5 protein-coding genes are annotated in these 18,951 nt (G+C 71.2%); all 5 read right to left on the bottom strand.

The window, feature by feature from the left end; all coding sequences use genetic code 11:
* Positions 1–35: 35 nt before the first annotated feature.
* Genes AC07XP_RS00555 through AC07XP_RS00535 form a run of 5 tightly spaced genes read right to left on the bottom strand, consistent with a single transcriptional unit; the run spans position 36 to position 18,554 of the window.
* A complete protein-coding gene (locus tag AC07XP_RS00555) occupies positions 36–2,159 on the bottom strand; it encodes a site-2 protease family protein (protein WP_495263464.1) in 2,124 nt (707 codons plus the stop codon).
* Positions 2,153–3,505: an efflux RND transporter periplasmic adaptor subunit gene (locus AC07XP_RS00550; RefSeq protein WP_495263463.1), complete on the bottom strand. Its 1,353-nt coding sequence runs from the start codon at positions 3,503–3,505 to the stop codon at positions 2,153–2,155. The genes AC07XP_RS00555 and AC07XP_RS00550 overlap by 7 nt, the downstream gene beginning before the upstream one ends.
* Before the next feature lie 28 nt (positions 3,506–3,533).
* The gene (locus AC07XP_RS00545; protein ID WP_159271345.1) at positions 3,534–4,331 is read right to left on the bottom strand and encodes an efflux RND transporter periplasmic adaptor subunit; all 798 of its coding nucleotides are present in this window, start codon (positions 4,329–4,331) and stop codon (positions 3,534–3,536) included.
* 14 nt (positions 4,332–4,345) lie between these two features.
* On the bottom strand, positions 4,346–6,271 hold the full coding sequence (locus tag AC07XP_RS00540) for a TolC family protein (protein WP_495263462.1): 1,926 nt from the start codon (positions 6,269–6,271) through the stop codon (positions 4,346–4,348).
* 34 nt (positions 6,272–6,305) lie between these two features.
* Positions 6,306–18,554, bottom strand: coding sequence for a cadherin-like domain-containing protein (locus AC07XP_RS00535; RefSeq protein WP_495263461.1), 12,249 nt, complete (start codon positions 18,552–18,554; stop codon positions 6,306–6,308).
* Positions 18,555–18,951 lie beyond the last annotated feature (397 nt).

Genomic DNA, 18,951 nt, shown 5'->3' with positions numbered 1-18,951 from the left:
GCACGTGGCCGGCCGGCGCAAGCGGGCGCGCTTGTTCAGAACCCCGACTGCTCGATCAGCACCGAGGTCGCCGCATGGACCCAGCGGCGGGCCAGGCTCTCGCGGGTGCCTTCGAAATGCGCACGCACCTCGCGCACCCCGTCGACCGGCGCGTCGTCTTCTCCCTCCACCGTCACGCGGAACCAGGCTTCGGCCGGACGCAGGTCTTTCTTCTGCGCGGTCGGGTTGAGCGCGATCGGCCCGCCGTGGTCCTGCGCCAGCAGCAGGTGCGGCAGCCGGCGCACCGGGCTGTTGTCGATGGCGCGCACCTGTCCTTCGAGCTTGCGCGTGCGGCCCTTGACGAGGATCACCGCGCGGCTGCCAGCCGCCAGGCGCTGGCGGTCGTGCTCGGGCACCAGCGCTTCCACGCGCCAGCGCCGGCCGTCGACCACCATCGCCATCAGTTGCGACGGCGCCACCCACGTGCCGGACTGCAGCAGTGGATCGACGTCGCGCAGCGTGCCGCCGTGCGCCGCCACCAGCCGCAAGCGCAGCAGCTCGGCGTCGCGCGCGCGGCGTTCGGTGTCCCAGCGGCTGGCCTGCTGCTCGGCCAGCACCTGCTGCGCCGCCGGGCGTTCCTCCAGGCCCATGGCGCCGCGCGCCGCGCGCGCGTAGGCGCTGGACATCACGCGCGCCTTCTCGCGCTCCTCGGTCTGGCCGGGCGCTTCGAGCGTGACCAGCGACTGCCCCGCCGCCACGGCCGCGCCATCGTTCGCTTCCATCGCCGCCAGCCGCGCCGCATACGGTGAGAACACGGGCTGCTCGACGCCGGCCCGGATCACGCCCGGCGCCGAGATGCCGCCGTGCCACGGCACCAGCAGCACGGCCGCCACGAGTGCGAACAGCAGCACCGCCACGATGCGCCGCCGCGGCCTGATCTCGTCGCGCCGCGCGTGCCACACGCGCAACTCGGCCATCACCGGCCGCACCACGAACACGCCCATCTCGACGATGAAAAGGAACACACCCAGCGCCTTGAAAAACGCGTGGTAAACGACGACCGCGATGCCGATGAACAGCACGAGCCGGTAGACCCAGGTGGCGAACGCGAAGGCGATGAGAAAGCGCCGGAAGCCGGGCGTCAGCGTCTCGGGCGACGGATCGTCGAAGCCCAGCAGCCAGCGCCGCAGCGCGCGCCTCGCCTGCTGTCCCGCGCGCTCGTGCAGGCCCGGAAAATCCAGCGCATCGGTCAGCATGTAGTAGCCGTCGAAGCGCATGAAGGGGCTGGCGTTCACCGCGAGCGTCAGCACCCAGGCCGTGGTCGCCAAAAAGAACAGCGCGTTGCGCAGGTCGCCGTCGGGCATGAAGGCCCACAGCAGCGTCGACCACGCGGCCAGCACCAGCTCGGCGCAGATGCCGGCCGACGCAATGGCCAGGCGGTGCCGCGAGCGCGCCAGTTTCCAGCTCTCGCCGGTGTCGGTGTAGGCCATCGGCCACATCACGAGCAGCGCGACGCCCATGTGCCCCACGCGCACGCCGTGGCGCGTGGACATGAGCGCGTGCCCCATCTCGTGCAGCAGCTTCGACACCACGAGCGCGCCCGCAAAACCCAGCACGCCCTCCCAGCTGATGGCGCCGCGCAACTGGGCCGCCACCGTGTCCCACTGCCGCGCCGCCAGCAGCACGCCGACACCGGCGGCGAGCGCGCTGAGCGCCACGAACCAGCGGCTGTAGAGCCACTCGACCCAGGGCAGCATCTTCTCGAGCAGCCGCGCCGGCCGCACCAGCGGAATGCGCACGAACAGGTAGTTGTTGAGCAGCCAGCGCCAGGCCGGCATCGGCGGCTTGCGGCGCACGGTGCGCAGCAGCTGGTGCTGTTCGAGAAAGCCCTGGAAGCGCGCCACGTCGTCGGCGTCGGGCGCCAGCGGGGTGTCGCGTTCGATCGCCTGCGCGATGCGCGCGGCATCGGCCATCGGCCAGCGCTGCAGGATCTCGAACTCCAGCCAGCCGATGCGAAAGAACAGGTTGCGCACCGGGTCGCACACATGCCAGGCCGGCGAGCCGTCGCCGTTGGCGCCGGCCGGATGGATCTGCAGTTCCTCGCGCAGCGCCGGCCACGGCGGCGGCGCTGCGGCCCCCGCGGGGGCGCCGCGGCCTGCGGGCGCCGTGCCGCTCAGCACCCGCACCACTCCCGCGCCGCCGCGAACGGCCGGCGCAGCAGCAGGTAGCCGAGCACGGTCCACTCGCCCGACACGCGCGCCGTGCCGCGCAGGCCGATGCGCGCCACGCCCGAGGGCTCGCTCAGGTGGCCGCGCAACTGGTAGCTGGCCACGCCGTTGGGCGCCTCGACCGCCTGGTAGCCGGCGTGGTCGAGCCGGGCCGACACCGGGTCCAGCGGCGCCACGCGCAGGAACAGGGTCATGGGCGCGCCCGGTGCGAGGTTGACCGCCTCGCTCACCGGCGCCCAGGCCTGCACGCCAAGCGCGGCCGGGTCGGCCAGCAGCCCGACACGCTCGCCGGTCTGCACCGGACGGCCGGCCCAGTCGTCGGGGTCGGAGTACACGAACACGCCCGCCGCCGGCGCCTTGATCTGCAGCTGCGCCACTTCGCGCTGCAGCGCGCTCACCTCCACCTCGCGCTCGCGCAGCTTGCCTTCGGCCAGGCTCAGCTCGGCCTTGGCCGACTGCGACTCGATGGCCCGCTGCGAGGCCTGGTGCAGCTCCAGCCGCGCGGTCGACAGCGCCGCGCGCGCCACGGCCAGCCGGTTGTCCAGCGTGGTGTCGTCGAGCTCGGCGATGGTCTGGTCGGCCACCACCGGCGTGTTGGGCGGCACGGTCATGCGGCGGATCACGCCGTCGCGCGGCGAGGCGATCACCTGGCTGCGCGTGGAGATCACCTCGGCCTGCAGCAGCGCGTACTCGCGCACCGGCACCAGCAGCGCGAGCGGCAGCAGCGCCAGCGCCCAGCGCAGCGGCTTGCGCGCCCAGGCTTCCTGCAGCAGCGTGCCGATGGAGCGGCGGCGCCCGGTCAGCGCCCACCACGCATGGCCGTACATCGCGCTCGCTTGCAGCAGCAGGAACTCGGGCGCCTTGGCGTCGAACTCGGTGGGCCACGGCGCCTCGCGCGCCAGGAACAGCGCGGCGCGCGCGCGGCCGTCGGGGTCGGCCATGGGCAGCACCCACACCTGGTCGGGCAGCCAGTCGGCCCACGAGGCGGCGAGCGCGGGCGGCAGCATGCCGGGCGACAACGCCAGCACGCGCGCGGCGGCCGGCAGTTCGTCCAGCCGCGCCTTCAGGTGGTCGGCCACCGAGGCCAGCCACAGCGCATAGGGCGAGTCGGACTCGACATCGGCCAGCCCCGAATGCGCCACCAGCCGCGTGCGGCGCGCGCCGAAGAAGCCGACCAGCGCGGCCTGCCGGTACGGCGCGAGCGCGTGGGTCTCGTTGCAGATCAGAAAGGCCAGGTCGGCCGGACGCTGCGCCGCGCGCACCTTGGCGGCCAGCGCATGGAACGCGAGATCGGTCACGACGCTCCGCCCTTGCCGCGCGCGGCGCTCATCCCCTGCCGACCGGCGCGCGCACCTGCCCGCTCATGCCCGGCAGCACCTGGCCGGCCGCGTCGCCCGCGAGTTCGGCCTCGATCTCGATGGTCTGGCTCACCGCGTCCACGCGGCCCGACACGCGCGTGACCTTCAGCACCACGGCGGCGCCGGTCTCGTCGACCGTGGCGTCCAGGCGCTGGCCGGTCTTCAACCACGCGAGCCATTGCGAGGGCACGTTCATGCGCGCCTTCAGCGGGCCGTTGCCCACCAGCTCGACCACCGGCGCGCCGGGGTTCACGCCCTGCCCCACCTTCACATGCACGCGCGCCACCTTGCCGGCGAACGGCGCCACGAAATTGCACTGTGCGATCTGCGCGTCGAAGATGCGGACCTGGCTCTGCGCCTTGTTCACGTTGGCCGCCGCCAGCTCGACCTCGATCTCGGCCGCCGACTGCAGGCCCTGCAGCTTCAGCTTGCCCACGTACTGCACCTTGGCGGCCTCGTGCTCGGCCCGTGCGGCGGCGCGGCGCGCCTGGATCTCGTCGCATTCGTAGGCGGCCAGCACCTGGCCCGCGCGCACCGTGTCGCCCAGGCTCACCGGCACCTTCGCGAAGCGGCCCGGCGCCGAGGCCGAGAGCACGCTTTCCTGCGCGGCCACCACGAGAAAACGCACCGGCGCCAGGTTGCCCGGCGCACCCGCCGGGGCGGCGCGCGGCGCGGGTGCCGGCTGGGCGCCGGCCTGCAGGGCACCGCCCAGGGCGCAGGCCAGGAGCACGCCGACGCGAAGCACGGAGAAGGACGACGGTTTCAAGGGCGGGCTCGCTTTCACTTCTGCGTCACCGTGGCACCCGTGCGCGCCAGGCGCCGCACGTCCGTGATCACCGACAGCGTCGCCGCCTCGGCAAAGGCGCTCACGGCACTCTCCGTGGTCACGGCCGGCACGTAGCTCGCGTAGTTTTGCGACAGCAGCTCGCGCCCGCCCGGCTCGGCCAGCGTGAGCCGCCACTGGGCGCGCGTGGTGCCGCGCTGCTGCGGCACGTTGCGCTGGAAGGCCAGCGTGAGCACGAGCGCATCGGCAGCACCCGACGACACCAGCTCGTTGCGCGTGACGATGCGCTCGACCGCGCTGCGCACCGCCGCTTCGCTCACGCCCGACGGCAGGTCGCGCACGCGCACGTTCACCGGCCGGTTGCGCACCGGGATCAGCGCCGCTTCGAGGAACACCGCCTTCTCGCCTTCGGCCATGCTCTGCTCGATGGCCTTGGCGACGGTCTTGATGTCGGTGCTGGCCACCGTGGCCGGCATCAGGTCGATGCCGACCGAGTTGAGCACCCGGCCGTACGAGGTCTGCGTGGCCGCATAGGCCGTGGCGAGCTGGAAACGCGACACCAGCGCGCGCGCATCGACGCGCAGCGCCTCGAGTTCGCTCTCGAGCTGGTTGCTGGCACCGGCGCGCGCCACGCTGGCCATGCGCTGGTCGACGCGGCTGGATTCGGCCGCCAGCTCCTGGTCGACCACCGCCAGCTTGTAGCGCTCGGCCGACACGCGCACCTGCGTGACCACCGCCATGGTCAGCGCCAGGCGGCGCGCCTCGTCGGTCTTCTTGCGCGCGTCGTTGGTGCGGTTGATGGCCGGGATGGCCGCCAGCCGGAACAGGTCCATCGACAGGCTCACGCCCGCGTCGCTCCAGTTGCTGTTGTAGAGGAAGGAGTTGGAGTCGTAGCGCGCCCCGGCGTACAGGTTGAGGCTGGGGAACAGCGAGGCGATCTGCTTCTTGGTCTCGGCGATGCCGATGCGCGCCTTGTAGTCTTCCTCGCGCAGCTCGGCACGGTTTTCCAGCGCGGCGACCTCGAGCTTGTCGATGTCCAGCGTGACCGGCGCGCGCCCGTCCTGCGGCCCTTCGACCAGCGTGAAGTCGACGCCCGGCGGCAGGCTCATGAGCGCGGCCAGCTCGCGCTTGGCGAACTGCATTTCCTGGCGCTTGGCGTTGACCAGCGACATCGCGTCGAGCAGCGCACGCTGGTAGGCCAGGCCCTGCGCGGGCGGCAGCACGCCGGCGCGCTCGGCCTCGCGCGACTTCTTCAACGCGTCCTCGATGCGCACGGCCAGCCGGTCGGCATCGCCGATGAGCTGCTGCGCACCGATGGCACGCCAGTAGGCGCTGCGCACGTCCTGCGCGATGTTCTGCAGGATCTTGCGGCGGCGCTCCTCCGCGATGTTGACCTCGTCGGCCGCCTGCTTGGCGCGGAAGTAGCTGATGCCGAAGTCGAGCGCGTTCCACGACAGCGTGGCACGGCCGTAGTAGTGCGAGCGCTGCTCCGAAGTCGAGGGCCGCAGGCTCACCACGCGGTCCTCGATGCCGATGCTGGTGCCGCCCGAGTCGTTGCTGCGGTCGTTGTAGCCGGCGTCGGCCACCAGCTTGGGCAGCATGTCGGCGGCCGACACGTCGAGCAGGCCGCGCGCCAGGGCCGACTCCATGAGCTTCAGGCGGTAGTCGGCGTTGTACTTGAGCGCGCGCGCCAGCACCTCCGAATAGGTCATCGGCGTGGCGACCGTGGCCTGGTCCTTGTACAGCTGCTTCTGGTCGTGGCGCACGCGCACCACGATCTCGTCGCGCGTGAGCTGCACGGGCGTCATGCTGCAGCCGGCCAGCATCAGCGCGGCCGCGGCGGCGGTCCACGACAGGGGGAAACGGAAGGTCGACGCGGGTTGCTTGTGAATGTCGGTCATGGTGCTCGATGGGTAGGACATGGTTCGATGGCTCCGGCGTTTTTCTCTGCGTCGATCAACTCGTGGGCACGCGCACGGTGGGCGTGGCGCGCTGCGGATGCCGCAGCAGCTCGCGCACCGCGTCGCGCTCCGCGGCGGCCGCGGCCACGCGGCTGGAGAACGAGCGCGCCGTGTCGGTGGCCGCCGGCGCGGCGGCACCGGCCGCCGGCGCCGCATCGGCCTGCGCAGCCTCGGTGGACGGATGCGCCGCATCGGCGCGCGGCACCACGATGCGCCCGCCGTCGCGCGCCGGCGCCTCCTGCGGCGCTTGCTGTTGCGGCGCCGAGAAGCTGTCGAAGTCGCCGAACAGCGGGCTCGCGCCGTCGACCAGCTTGCCGGCCGTGACGCCGCGCAAAGCGAGCGTCTGCTCCACGTCGCGCACCATGCGCAGCGAGAAGGCCACGCCGTCGCGGCTCACGTGCTCGGCGTAGTCCACGCCCTGCGGCTCGCCCCACAGGTCGGTGGGACGGTCTTCGCCGAAGAGGCGGTCGCCGCCCAGCGCGCGCGCGGCGATCGCGCCCGACAGCATCTGGCTCAGGCGCTGCGATTCCTGCACCGCGATCTGCACGAACAGCGCCGGCGTCATCGACTGGTCGATGCGGCGGCTGGTGTCGCCGAAGTCGGCCGGGAACACCTGGTCGCCCGCGAGCGGCCGGTGCTGCGAGGTGCCGTTGATCGTGACGACCAGCTTCGCCGTGCTGGTGCTGCCGTCGGCGTCGGTGATGACGTAGTCGAACACCTCGGTCAGCGTCTGGCCGTCGCCCAGCGAGGCCACGCGCACGTTGCTGGCGTTCACCGAATAGCTATAGCTGCCGTCGGCGTTCAGGCGCAGGTTGCCGTAGCGCCCTGCCGTCGAGCCGCCGATGGTGCCGGCCACGCCTTCGAAAGAGACGCCCGTGACCGGCGTCGGCGTGCCGTCCGCGCCGAGGCGGTCGGCCACGTCGTTCGCGCCCATGCCGTCGCCGCCGAACACGTTGCCGGTCGCCGTGGCGCCGGGGCGCGCAGTGCCGATGGCGGTGGCGTCGTTGCGTGCCGTGGGCACGTCGTCGATCACCAGCACGCGCAGCGTGCCCTGCGTGGTGTCGCCGTCGCGGTCGGTCACCTGCAACGCGATGTCGTCGGTGACCTGCCCGCCCGCATGGCTCTGCGCGGCGCCCAGCACGTAGGTGTAGCGCACGGTGCCCGTGGCCGCATCGAAGCCGGTGAGCGTGATGCGCCCGCGGTCGGTGGCGATGGTGACCGGGCTGGTGCCGAGCGCGGCCAGCTGCGCCGGCGTGAGCGTGGTGCCGTGCACCGCGATGCTGCCCAGGCCGTCGGGCGCCGCGACGAAGAAGCTGCCCGAGACGGTCTCGCTCGCGTCGCCCGGCTCGACCAGGCCGCGCTCGTACACGGTGGCCTGCCCGGCCGTGTCGGGGCCGTTGTTGTCGCCGATCACCAGCGTCACGCCGTCGTTGGCGCCGTGGATGGTGAGGGTCAGCGTGGCCGTGCTGGTGTCGCCGTCGTTGTCGGTGAGCGTGTAGCTCACCACCTCGGTCAGTGTGTCGCCCACGACCAGCGCCTGCACGCGCGGGTCGGCGTTGTTCAGCGTGTAGGTGTAGCTGCCGTCGGCGTTCAGCACGATGCGCCCGTAGGTGGTGGTGATCGGCACGCCCACCGTGCCGGCCACGCCGCCGAAGCTCACGCCCGTCACGGGCACGCCGTTGGCGTCGTCGGCGCCGAGGGTGTCGTTGGCCTTCACGTCGCCGCCCACCGTGTTCGGCACGCCGTCCTCGGTGATGGCATGGGTGTCGTTCACGGCCTCGGGCACGTCGTCCACGATGCGCACGGTGAGCGTGCCCGTGGCCGTGTCGCCGCCGGCGTCGGTCACGAGCAGCGCAATGTCTTCCGTGCTCTCGGTGGCGTTCGGCTGCGCCACCTGCCCGTCCAGCGTGTAGGTGTAGGCCAGCTCGCCCGTCGTCGGCACGCCGCCCACCGAACTGGTGGGCGTGAAGCCGGTGAGCACCAGCGTGCCGCGCGGCGTGTCGATGGTGACCGGTGTCGTGCCCAGGTTCGCCAGCTCGGCCAGCGTCAGCGTGCGCCCGCCCACGGTGACGCTGCGCATGCCGTCGCTCGCCGAGACCACGATCGTGCCGGTGGTGCGCTCGCGGGTGTCGGGGCCGGCCGGGCCGTCGACCAGCCCACGCTCGTGCACCTCCGCCTGCCCCGTGGCCGCACCGTTGCCGTCCACGGCGCCGATGGCCGGATCGCCGTCCAGCCGGCCATGGATGGTGATCGTCAGCGTGGCGGTGCTGATGTCGCCGTCGGCATCGGTGATCGTGTAGCGCACCGTCTCGGTCAGCTGCTCGTTGGTCTTGAGCGCGTTGACGGCGGCGTTGTCGTTGTCCAGCGTGTAGGTGTAGCTGCCGTCGGCGTTCAGCACGATGGCGCCGTACGTGGTCGTGAGCGACACGCCCACCGTGCCGGCCGCGCCGCCGAAGCTCACGCCCGTCACCGGCACGCCGTTGCCGTTGTCCGCGCCGTCGCGGTCGTTGGCCTTCACGTTGCCGCTCACCGTGTCGGGCACCGCGTCCTCGGTGATGGCGGCCGTGTCGTCGGTGGCCTGCGGCGTGTCGTTGATGATGAGCACGGTGAGCGTGCCGTTGGCCACGTCGCCGTCGCGGTCGGTCACCGACAGCGCGATCTGCTCGGTCACTTCGGTCAGCACGCCGCCGGAGCGATGGCTCTGCGCAGCGCCCAGCGTGTAGGTGTAGCTGACCGCGCCGCCGGTCACGATGCCGTTGGACAGCGTGGTGCCGCTGAAGCCCGTCAGCTGGATCTGGCCGTCGGGCGTGGTGATCGTGATCGGCGCGCCCGGCGTGAGCGCCTGCAGCTGCGCCAGCGTCACCACCGTGCCGCCGACGTTGATGCTGGCCACGCCGTCCGCCGCGGTGATGTTGAAGCTGCTGGCGGCACGCTCGCCCGTGTCGGTGATGCTCACCAGGCCCGACTCGAACACCGTGACCTGCCCGGTCGCCGCGCCGTTGGCGTCGGTGACGGTGAGGCCCGGCAGGTCGTTGGCGCCGCGGATGGTGATCGTGAGCGTGGCGGTGCTGGTGTCGCCGTCGGCATCGGTGATCGTGTAGCGCACCTGCTCGGTCAGCATCTCGCCCACCGACAACGCCTGCACGCGCGGGTCGGCGTTGTTCAGCGTGTAGGTGTAGCTGCCGTCGGCGTTCAGCACGATGGCGCCATACGTGGTCGTGATCGACGCGCCCACCGTGCCGGCCGCGCCGCCGAAGCTCACGCCCGTCACCGGCGCGACGTTGCGGTCGTCCGCGCCGATGGTGTCGTTGCTCGCCACGTTGCCCGACACCGTGTTCGGCGCGGCGTCTTCGGTGATGGCGGCCGTGTCGTCGGTGGCCTGCGGCACGTCGTCCACGATGCGCACGGTGAGCGTGCCCGTGGCCGTGGCGCCGCCGGCGTCGGTCACCTTCAGGTCGATGGCTTCGGTGCTCTCGGTCGCGTTCGGCTGCGACACCTGCGCGCGCAGCGTGTAGGTGTAGGCCAGGTTGCCCGCCGTCGGCACGCCGCCCACCGAGGTGGTGGCCGTGAAGCCCGTCAGCGTGATCGTGCCCAGCGGCGTCGTGATGACGACCGGCGTGGTGCCCAGGTTGGCCAGCTCGGCCAGCGTCAGCGTGCGGTTGCCCACGGTGACGGTCTGCAGGCCGTCGGCCGCCGACACCGTGACGACGCCGCTGCCGTTCTCGCGCGCATCGGGACCGCCCAGGCCGTCGACCAGGCCGCGCTCGTAGACCTCGGTCTGGCCCGTGGCCGCGCCGTTGCCGTCCACCGGCACGATCTCGGGGCTGGCGTCGGTGCGGCCGTGGATGGTGATCGTCAGCGTGGTGGTCGAGGTGTCGCCGTCCGCGTCGGTGAGGGTGTAGCTCACCGTGTCCGTGAGCGTCTCGCCGTCCTTCAGCGCGTTGACGCGCGGGTCGCTGTTGTCCAGCGTGTAGCTGTAGCTGCCGTCGGCGTTCAGCACGATGGAACCGTATTCCGTGTCCAGCGCGCTGCCGACCGTGCCGGCCGTGCCGCCGAAGCTCACGCCCGTCACCGGCACGGCGGTGTCCGCGCCCTCGCGGTCGTTGGTCTTCACGTTGCCGCTCACGGGGTTCGGCGCGGCGTCTTCGGTGACGCTGTTCGTGTCGGGGTTCGCGGTGGGCACGTCGTTCACGATCAGCACCGTGAGCGTGCCGCTGGCCACGTCGCCGTCGCGGTCGGTCACGCTCAGCGCCACCGCCTCGGTCACTTCGCCCGCGCTGTGGTTCTGCGCCGAGGTCAGCGTGTAGGTGTAGCTGACCGTGCCGCCGGTCACGACGCCGTTGGCCAGCGTGGTGCCGCTGAAGCCCGTGAGGCGGATCTGGCCGTCGGGCGTGTTGATCGTGATCGGTGCGCCCGGCGTGAGTGCCTGCAGCTGCGCCAGCGTCACCATCGTGCCGCCCACGTTGATGCTCGCCACGCCGTCGGCCGCCGCGATATTGAAGCCCGCGCCCGCCGTCTCGCTGGTGTCGCCCACGCTCGTCAGGCCCGACTCGTGCACCGTCACCTGGCCGGTCGCGTTGCCGTTGGCGTCGGTCACCGTGATGCCCGGCACGTCGTTGTTGGCGCCGCGGATCGTGATGGTGATCTGCGCGGTGTCGGTGCCGCCGGCGCCGTCGGAGATGGTGTACGTGAACAGGTCGGTGAGCGTCTCGCCGACGATCAGCGCCTGCACGCGCGGGTCCGTGTTGTTCAACGCATAGGTGTAGCTGCCGTCGGCGTTCAGCACGATGCTGCCGTAGGTGCCGGTGAGCGGGTTGCCCAGCGTGCCGAACGAGCCCGCACCGAGCTCGGGGCCGGTGCGGATGCTGGTGACGCTCAGCTGTGCGGTGGTGTTGTCAGGGTCGGAGTCGGCCTCGCCCGGAATGCGCCCGGTGATGACATTGCTGCCGACCGACACCGTGTCTTCGTCGATGCTGTGCGTGTCGTCCACCGCGATCGGCGGGTCGTTCACGGCGGTGATGGTCAGCGTGCCGGTGAGCACGTTGCTGTTCAGCGGCTGCGGGCCGCCCGCGTTGCCGCCGGGCTGCACGTTGTTGCCGTCGTTGAGCACGATGGTGTAGACGCGCTCGTTGTCGGTGCCGAAAGCGGTCGGGTTGTCGCTGCTGCTGCGGTAGGACAGCTGGTCGAGCACCGCGCGCACCTCGGCCACGGTGGTGTCGGCGTCGAACTGCACCACCAGCGGCGCGCCGTTGCCGCCCGAGACGCTGACGCCCGCGGGCAGCACGCCGTTGACGAACAGCTGGTCGCCCGGCTGGTAGCCGTCCAGGCTCACGGTGAGCGAGCCCGCGCCGAACACGCTGGCGGCCAGGCCAGGCGTGGTCGCCAGGTCGAGGTCGCCGACCGTGCCGCCGCTGACCAGCGCCACGGGCGGAATGCTGACGCCGGTGCCGGTCTGGTTGTTCTCCACCGCGGTCGCGCCGGTGGTGCCGCCGATCACCGGCGCGTCGTTGCGCGGCGCGATGGTGGTCGACACGTTGCGCAGCACCGACCACTGGCTGGTGGCGTCGTTGACGGTGGCGCTGATGTCGCCACTGCCCGCCGCCACCGGCGCATCGGACACGCGCACGACCAGCCCGCCGGGCGTGCCGTTGAAGTCGGCCGCCGGCACGAAGCGCAGCTGCGCGCTGGTGGGCAGCAGCAAGGCGCTGGTGTCGGAGGCGCCCGTCGGCACGGCGAGCCAGTCGGTGCCGTTCAGGCTGTACTCCCACGCGCCCTGCGCGGCGTTGGCGTTGGCGTTGTTGCCCACGATGGCGATGCCGCCGAACGAGGTCGATGCATCGCCGCCGCCGCTGATGGCCGTCTGGTTGTCGATCGCGTCGCCGTAGCCGCCGCCCAGCAGCGTGTCGACGCGCACACCGGCACCCGTCACGTCCTCGACGCCGGCGGGCACGGTCGCATCGGTGGCGGTCGGCCGGTCGTTCACGTTGATCACCGTGGTGCTGAGCACGATGGTGCCGCCGCTGTAGACGGTGCTGCCGCCGTTGTTGGCACCCGCCACGTTGACCGTCGAGCCCGAGGTGGGATCGGCCGTGGCGCTGTCGTTGTTGGTGTCGGTCTCGACCAGCCGCACGGTCAGCGTCGTGGGCGTGCCGTGGAAGTTCGCGGCGGGCACGAAGCGCAGCTGCGCGTCCGCACCGAGCACCAGGGCGTTGGCGTTGGTGCGCGCGCCCACGTCGGTCCAGGCCCCGCCTGGGAGCAGGTACTGCCAGCTGCCCTGCGCGGCGTTCGGGGTGTGGGCGGAAATCGCGACCCCGAAGAAGGTGTCGGACGAGCTGCCGCCGGTGCCACCGTTGCCGCTGTTGTCGATCTGGTCGGCGCCGTCGCGGTAGTGGCTGCTGAACAGCGTGTCCACCCGCGTGCCTGCGGCGCTGGTGCCCACGTCTTCGTTGACGGGCGGCAGGGTTTCGGTACTGCCGCTCACCACGGGCGCATCGTTGACCGGTGCCACCGTGAAGACGAAGGTGCGTGTGGTGACCAGGTGGTTGCTGACGCCGTCCTCGTAGGCGAAGGTGCCGGTCGTGCTGTTGTCGCCGGGCGCCAGGGCCCCCGGGCGCCCGCCGGTGTTGCCCTCGTCGTCCACCACGACGGTCACGGTGAACGCGCCGTTCCAGTCGGCCGCCGTTGCCACGCCCGGTGCGTTGGGCAGTGCGACGGAAATGGCGTTGATGCGGCTGTTGATCTCGGCCAGCGTGCCGGTGATGGTGATGCTGGGGCCACCGGTCGCACTGACTATGCCGCCGCTGCCGCCCACGCCGCTGATGACGAATCCGTTGGGCACCGACACCGTGGCCGTCAGCACGCTGGTGGCGCCCGCGTCCTGGTCGGTGACCGTGAGGCCGGTCAGCGTGACGCTGCCGTTGCCTTCGTTCACCGTCGGGTTGCCGGCCGCGATGTGGGCCGGGTCGTTGATCGACGACGGGAACAGCGTGCGGTAGGCCGAGGCCACGTTGGCCGTCAGCCCGGCGGGGATCAGCGCATAGGGATCGACGTTGGTGGTGGGCACCGCCACCGTGCCGCCGCCCGTGTTGTTGTTGTCGCCGCCGTTGGCGCCGCCCGCCAGCGCGCCGCTGCTGTTCTCGCGCAGGCGGTCGTCCACGACGACTTCGACACGGAAGTTCTGGTCGGTGTTGGCCAGGCCGCCGCCCAGCGCCACCTGCAGGCCGTCGAGGTAGGCCTGCACCTGCGCGCGTGTGCCGCGGATGACGAGCGCGCTGCCGGTGCCGTCGTAGGTGCTGTCGATGGTCACGCCCGAGCCGGCTGCATTGGCCGAGGTGATGGTGATGACGTCGCTGCCGCCGTCCTGGTAGAACGACGCGCCCAGCGGTGCGCCCGCGCCGTTGGTGATGCGCACGGTGACCTGAAGGAAGTCGGCCTCGCCGGGCGCGATGCCGCCGCCGTCGCCGTCGATGTCCAGGTCGCCCACGACGAAGCCCGGCACGGCCGACGGCGTGTCGCCGCCGGTCAGGTTCAGCGGCGTGTTCGGGTTGATGCCCGGCGTGAGCCCGGCCGTCGGCGCGTCGTTGACCGCCACGATGGTCAGCGCCATCGTCATGTCGGGCGGGTTGTTCGACACGCTGCCGCCGCCGGTGTCGCCGCCGATCTGCGAGCCGGTGTCGTCGAAGGAGACGAGGAGCGTCACGTCGCCGGCGTCGGCGCCGTTGAGGTCGTGATTGACGTCCGCCGCGCTGCGGTAGGTCAGGCCCGTGGCGGCGCCGCTGGTGATCAGTTCCTGGATGTCGCTGGCACGCCCGGTGAGCGTGAGCGCGCCGGTGTTGTCGCCGGCGATGGTCACGATGCGCCCGCTGGGCAGCGTGAAACTCGTCTGGCCTCCGGTGCCGCCGATGCCCAGCGTGCCGTTGGGCACGGTCAGCCGCAGCGTGATCGGCGTGCCGAAGGCGGCCGACTCGGGGTCGGACACCACGAAGCCCGTGCCGATGTAGGTCGGCTGGTCTTCATAGACCGTGTGCACGGGCGGCACGACCAGCACGCCCGGGTCGTTCTCGCTGGACGCGCGCACCAGCACCGAGGCTGCCGCGAGGTTGCCCGTGATGTCGCCGGTGGTGGGCACGGCGTCGGCGTACCAGTCGTACTCGGTGGTCGGGATCGCGATGTTCGGCCCGCCCGGCACGCTCGGCTCGTTCTGCGGTCCGCCGTTGGCGCCGGGCTGCAGCACGCCGGTGGCGGTGTCGCGCAGGCGGTCGTCGACGATCACCTGCAGCCGGTAGGCCTGGTCGCGGTCGGTGTCGAAGGTGAGCGTGAGGCCCGCCAGCGCGGCGTTCACCTGCGCGCGCGTGCCGCGCAGCATGAGGAAGTCGCCGTTGCCGTTCTTGTCGGCATCGACGGTCACGCCGCCCATCGAGGTCGAGCCGATGGTGGCGCCCGCGTAGGCCGCGGCAGTCAACGGGTTGCCGTTGGCGTCCAGCAGCCGCACCGTCACCTGGACGAAGTCGGTCTCGCCCTGGATCACCGCGTCCAGGTCGGTGTCGCCCACGTGGAAGCCGGGCACGGGGTTGTGCGCCGGATTGCTGCTGTCGATGTCGATCGGCCCGGCCGGCGCGGTCACCGTGGGCGCGTCGTTCAGCGGCGTGACGTAGATCCAGAACTGGCCGCCGGCCTGTTCCTTGTCGCCGTCGCTCAGCGTGAAGGTGAAGCGGTCGCTCGGCGGATCGCCGTTGGCTTCGGTGTGGCCGTCGGATTCGTCGCCCGAATTGAAATAGTAGATGCGCCCGGCGTTCACGTCGGCCTGCGTGAACGAGGAGCCCACGCCCAGCGCCACGAAATTGACGCCGTCGGTCGAGTACATGACGCGCCCGTGCGTGGTGACGGAGGTGATCGTGTACTGCAGCTGCGTGAGCGTGCTGTCAGGGTCGAAGGCCCTGAGCATGCCCGGCGTGATCTGGCCACGCCCGCCCTCGGCCACGGTCAGCGGCTGGTTGGCGGTGCCGGGCGGGTCGGGCTGCGTCGGGTCGGGCGCGATCACCGGCGCGTCGTTGACGTTGGTGATCTGGATGCCGACGGTGACAGGGTTCGACGCAGCGCCCCAGCGGTCCACGGCATGCACGTTGAACTGGGTGGTGCGCACCTCGGAACCGTCGCTCACGAAGCGCAGGCCCGTGGTGCCGGCGCTGCCGGTGATGAGCGAGGCGTCGATGCGCTGCCCCACGGCCACGGCCACCCAGGCGGCGCCGTTCCAGTACTGCAGCTGGCCGCCGGTGGGCAGGCTGTCGAACTCGAACTGCATCGCGCCCGGCCCGCTGCCGGCGTTGTTGAAGGCGTAGTTCGGGTCGCCGTTCAGCAGCGTGGCCGAGCCTTCGAGATAGCTTTCGCTCGCGGCGTCGTCGGCGTCGACGACGCGGATCTGGCCGGTCGTGAGGTAGGCGGTCTCGCCTTCGCGGATGACCGTGTTCGACGAGCCGGTGGCCACGGGCACGTCGTTGACCGGCGTGATGAAGAACGAGAAGCTGGTGTTCCAGACGTTGCGCACGCCGCCCACGGCGACGCCGGCCGTCACCGAGAGCGACACGGCCGATTCGAAGTCTTCCACATCGCCGTCGTGCTGGAAGCGGATGCGCCCGGCGTTCAGGTCTTCCTGCGTGAAGGTCTCGTAGGTGTCGATGTCGACCCACGTCGCGCCATCGAAGCGCTGCAGCACGCCGTTGCGCACCGGCCCCGTGGTGCCGGTGTAGTCGGTGACCGTGTAGATCACCTGCGACGGCGGCACGCCTTCGACCACGTAGCTCAGGCCGGGCACGGTGTTGAAGTCGGAGCCGGTGCCGCCCAGCACCACCGAGCCGCCTTCGCTGAGTGTGCCGCGCGTGGCGCCGTTCTGGTCGGTGCCCGCGTGGTTGGAGCCCGAGGTGGTGACGGTGCCGTCGATGGTCTGCAGCGGATCGCCATTGCCCGCCGGGGTTTCGACGAGGTTGATCGTGAACTCGTAGGTCTTCAGCGTGCCGTCGGGGTTGCGGTCGGCGCCTTCGCGGATCACGGTGTTGCCGTTGGCGTCCCAGGTCGGGCCGAGCGTGTTGTCGACCACCTGGAAGCTGAAGGTGTCGGTGTCGCCCGCCGCCGCGCCCTGCGTCTGCACGTACTGCACGCGGCCCGAACGCACGTCTTCCATGGTGAAGGTGCCGCCCGGCGGCAGGATCTTTCCGTCGAGCAGCAGGTAGCCCTGGTTCAGGCCGTTCATCGAGGTGACGGCAAAGGTCAGGTTGTCGTCGCTCGAATCGACGTCGGTCGCGCCGAGCATGCCGGGCGTGAGCGTGACGGTGTAGCCGCCGCCCGCCGGGTCGACGGTCGCCTCGAGCGTGCTGCCGGGGTCGAGCACCGGGTCGTCGTTGGCCGGGCGCACGTTGATGGCGATGGTGCCCGAGGTGGACGACGGCGTGCCCGTGCCGCCGCCGGCGTCGCTCACCGTGACGCCGAAGCCGTCGGTGAACGGGTAGCTCTGTCCGTTGTTGTCGCGCTGGCCGTTGTTGCCGTAGGTGAGGCCGCCGCGGTCGTCGTAGCCGAACACGAAGCCGGCATCGATGTCGGCCTGCGTGATGGCGCGGTTGGTGACGTTCTGGGGCACGCCGCCGATCAGCACCGTGCCCGTGAAGTACAGCGTGCCGTCGGTGGGCAGGCTGGTCAGCCGCACCGTGAGGTCGCCGCTGGCGTCGTCGCCGCCGCCGTCGGCGACGATGAAGTTGCCCACGACCGAGGCCGGGTTGCCGCCGGTATCGATGGCGTTGGGCGGCTGCCCTTCGAACACGCTGCCCCCGCCCGAGACCACGGGCGGCTGGTTCAGCGGCGTGACGTTCAGCGTGATGGTGGCGTGGTCGGAGCCGGCCAGCGGCGTGGCGCCGTCGTTGACGACGATGACGAAGCTGTCGGCCAGGTTCTGGTCCGCGCCGGTGGCCGTGTGCACGTAGGCGACGCGGCCCGCGAGCACGTCGGCCTGCGTGAAGACCGAGCCCACGCCGATGCGCTCGCCGTTGAGCGTGAGGTAGCCGTGCGTGGTGTTGGTCGCGATGCCGTAGACGATCTGGCCGGTGTTCTGCGAGCCGATCGTGACCTCGGGGTCGACGGCGTTGAGCGTGGTGCCGGTCAGCAGCGTGGTGCCACCCTCGGAGACCGTCTGCGCCGCGTCGGCCACCGTGGTCGGGTCGTTCGACGGCGTGATCGTCACGTCGAGCGCGCGGTTGGCGGTGAGCGCCGGCGTTTCCGAATCGGTGATCGACACCAGGATGCGTGTGGTGGCCGTGGCGTTGCCCAGTTCGGTGTCGGCGGCGGTGAACACCAGCTGGTTGATCCAGGCGTTGGCGTCGGCCACGCTGCCGACGAAGCGGTAGCCGCCGGGCACGGTGGTGACGCCGCTCATGCTGGCGCTGGACAGCGCGCCCAGCGCGGGGTTCTCGACGGTCACGTCGACCGTGACGTTGCCCGCGCCGTCGTCCGTGAGCGTCCAGCCGCTGAGCGTGGCGCGGTCGGCGCCCGGCGCGTTGAGCGCGCTGGGTTCGCTGACCGTGAGGCGCGGCGTGGTCGTCGAAACCGTGGGCGCGGCCAGCAGGCCGTCGTAGTCGGCGGCGGCGAAGGCGCGCGACTCGATGAGGCCGGTCGCGACCTCGAGCGACCAGTCGCCCTGGCGCGACGCCGCGCCGGTGGCGTCGCTCGACGCCGCCACGTCGGCACCCGTGGCGCGGCCCAGGGCCTGCACGAAGCGTTGCCCGTCGGCGCCCACGTCGCACCCGTAGAGCAGGATGTCGCCGTCCGCACCCAGGCTCGCGCCGATCGCCTGCCAGGCGCCGGCCGTACGCGCCAGGCCCGCGACGTCGAGGGTTTCGTTGCCCAGCGTGATCTCGCCAGCGCTGCCGTGGCTGAGGATGTGCAGCGCCGTGAGGCCGCTGCGCCCTTCGAGCGCCTGGCGCAGCTGTTCGACGCCGGACGAGCCGGTGTCCAGCAGGATCAGGCCGGCGCCCTGCGGCACCGAAGCCGCGAGCTGCTGCCAATTGGCAACGTTCTTGTCGACGACGTAGACCTCGCTGGACGAGGCCGGGGCCGGGCCGGGCCCGGATCGCGCATCCGCTTCGGGCGTGCTTTCGCGCCCATGCGGCACGGCAACGGGCGCTGCCGCGTCGGCGGCATGCGGCGCATCCCCGTGCGGGCCCTGCGGCGCGTCCGCCGGTGCCGCCGCGGCGGCCTCCACAAAAGCGGCGCCATCAAATAGCTGCCGGCTTTCCAGCGCAAATCGATGAGGGCGTGGGCGAAGGAATTGGGGCGATTGAGACCTTGGCATGGCTCAAAGTGTGACGACAAATATGCAAATGTGTCCACTATTAACGTTCTATCTTTTCGAGCCAACACCGTCAAAAAATCGCAAAAACAACGGCTTCCTTTGCTTTTCCCCTCAATCTGAAATTAATTGTTACTCACACGTCGCGATCCATTCACTTGCTCATATGGAAGGCATATCCATCGCCGTATTCATCTCCGCTCAAGGCGATCTTCCCTCGACAGCCAGGCGATCGAAGCCTTTGCGAATTCCGTCCGATTGAATTACCCGATTTATTTCCAATTTTCAACTACGGGATTCCGTAGAAAAT

It is taken from the genome of Variovorax sp. GW531-E2 (assembly GCF_059423125.1).
Note: the sequence above shows the minus strand (reverse complement) of the source record. Positions and strands in the feature narration are given on the sequence as shown.

Bases quoted from the DNA above. Each gene is read 5' to 3' on its own strand.
- AC07XP_RS00540 (WP_495263462.1), bottom strand. From the start codon at position 6,271: ATGTCCTACCCATCGAGCACCATGACCGACATTCACAAGCAACCCGCG.